The sequence below is a fragment of the Streptomyces flavofungini genome (genome assembly GCF_041028215.1).
GTDB lineage: Bacteria > Actinomycetota > Actinomycetes > Streptomycetales > Streptomycetaceae > Streptomyces > Streptomyces flavofungini_B.
In genome coordinates this window covers 1-1,861 of sequence record NZ_JASKYR010001156.1, presented here as the reverse complement: position 1 = coordinate 1,861, position 1,861 = coordinate 1, and the positions used below count along the sequence as shown (strand labels likewise).

At 73.4% G+C, this 1,861-nt stretch carries 3 protein-coding genes; all 3 read left to right on the top strand.

The window, feature by feature from the left end:
- The first annotated feature begins 119 nt into the window (after window positions 1–119).
- Window positions 120–713: a DUF6529 family protein gene (locus AB8Z36_RS39315; protein WP_369218152.1), complete on the top strand. Its 594-nt coding sequence runs from the start codon at window positions 120–122 to the stop codon at window positions 711–713.
- On the top strand, window positions 710–1,189 hold the full coding sequence (locus AB8Z36_RS39310) for a Rieske (2Fe-2S) protein (protein ID WP_369218151.1): 480 nt from the start codon (window positions 710–712) through the stop codon (window positions 1,187–1,189). The genes AB8Z36_RS39315 and AB8Z36_RS39310 overlap by 4 nt, the downstream gene beginning before the upstream one ends.
- Window positions 1,190–1,210: 21 nt before the next feature.
- Window positions 1,211–1,861, top strand: a 651-nt coding sequence (locus tag AB8Z36_RS39305) for a nucleotidyltransferase domain-containing protein (RefSeq protein WP_369218150.1), incomplete at its 3' end; no start/stop codon positions are given.

The window sequence follows — 1,861 nt, the reverse complement described above, 5'->3', positions numbered from 1 at the left end:
ACCCGGCCACGGGCACCGTCCGGGTGGACGGCGAGGAGATCACCGCCCGGCCCGTACGTCCCTGACCCGCCGCACCCCGCAGCGCCGGACCCGTCGTCCGCGAAGACAGGGAGGCCCTCATGAGCGTCGATCCCACCGCACCCACCCAGGGCGGCTTTCCCGTGCCGCCGCGCGCGGGCGGGCAGCCGCGGCCGGGCGCCGTCCGCTTCCTCGTGCCCGCGCTGGTCGCCGCGGCCGTGGCGGTGGGGCTCGGCGCGTACGGCAGGGTGCACGACCCGGAGGGCACGGCCTTCAACCTCGCCGGGTTCAGCAGCACCAGCGCGGTCAAGGCGTGGCTGGCGACGACGTCGTTCGGCTTCGCGCTCGTGCAGGTCCTCTCGGCGCTGATGCTGTACGGGAAGCTGCCGGGGCCCTCCTGGTCGGCGGTGCTGCACCGCTGGTCGGGCCGGATCGCGTTCCTGGTCGCCGTCCCCGTGGCGGTGCACTGCCTCTACGCGCTGGGCTACCAGACGTACTCGCCCCGGGTGATGTGGCACTCGCTGCTCGGCTGCTTCTTCTTCGGGGCGTTCAGCGCCAAGATGCTGCTGCTCCGCACGGAGCGGCTGCCCGGCTGGCTGCTCCCGGTGGTCGCGGGTCTGGTGTTCGTGGCGCTCACGGTGGTCTGGCTGACGTCGGCGCTGTGGTTCTTCCGTACGACGGGGGTGACGACGTGAGCGGCGGCCCGGCCTCGCGGCGGGCGGTGCTGGCGGCCGGGGCGGTGGGCGCGGCGGCCCTGACCGGTGCGTGCACCGAGTACGGGAAGGAGGGCGCGGAGCCGCGGCCCGCGCCTTCCACGCAACCGGCCTCGTCGGAACCGCCCGAATCCGGCGGCACGGGCACCGGCACCGGGAAGCCGCCCGCCGGACCCGAGCTGGCGAAGACCTCCGAGATCCCGGTGGGCGGCGGCAAGGTGATCAAGGACAGGAAGATCGTCGTGACGCAGCCGGAGCGCGACGACTTCAAGGCCTTCTCCGCGGTCTGCACGCACGCGGGCTGCACGGTCTCGGAGGTGGCGGACGGCACGATCAACTGCCCCTGCCACGGCAGCAGGTACCGCGTGGCCGACGCGTCCGTGGAGAGCGGCCCCGCGCCCCGTCCGCTGCCCCCGCAGAAGATCACGGTCACCGGAAATTCGATCATCCTGGGCTAGCCCGCCCCTTACGCTCACCGCATGCGCCCCCAGGACCTGGCCCTCGTACGCGACCACACCGTCTACGCCTGTGTGATGGGCTCGCGCGCCTTCGGGCTCGCCGCTGAGGGCAGTGACACCGACCGGCGGGGCGTGTTCCAGGCGCCGACCCCGCTCTTCTGGCGCTTCGAGAAGCCGCCGACGCATCTGGTGGGGCCCGCGGAGGAGCAGTTCTCCTGGGAGCTCGAGCGCTTCTGCGAGCTGGCGCTGCGGGCCAACCCGAACATCCTGGAGTGCCTGCACTCCCCCCTCGTCGAGCACATCACGGAGACCGGCCGTGAGCTGCTCTCGCTGCGCGGCGCGTTCCTCTCCCGCGAGGCCGAGGACACCTTCGCGCGCTACGCCCTCGGCCAGCGCAAGAAGCTGGACCAGGACGTCCGCGTCCACGGCGCCCCGCGCTGGAAGCACGCGATGCACCTGCTGCGCCTCCTGATGTCCTGCCGCGATCTGCTGCGCACCGGTGAGCTGACGATCGACGTGGGCGACCAGCGCGAGCCGCTCCTCGCGGTCAAGCGCGGCGAGCGCACCTGGCCCGAGGTCGAGTCCTGGATGAACCGCCTCGCGGCCGAAACCGAGACCGCGGCCTCCCGCAGCTCCCTGCCCGCCGCCCCCGACCGGGCCCGCGTCGAGGAC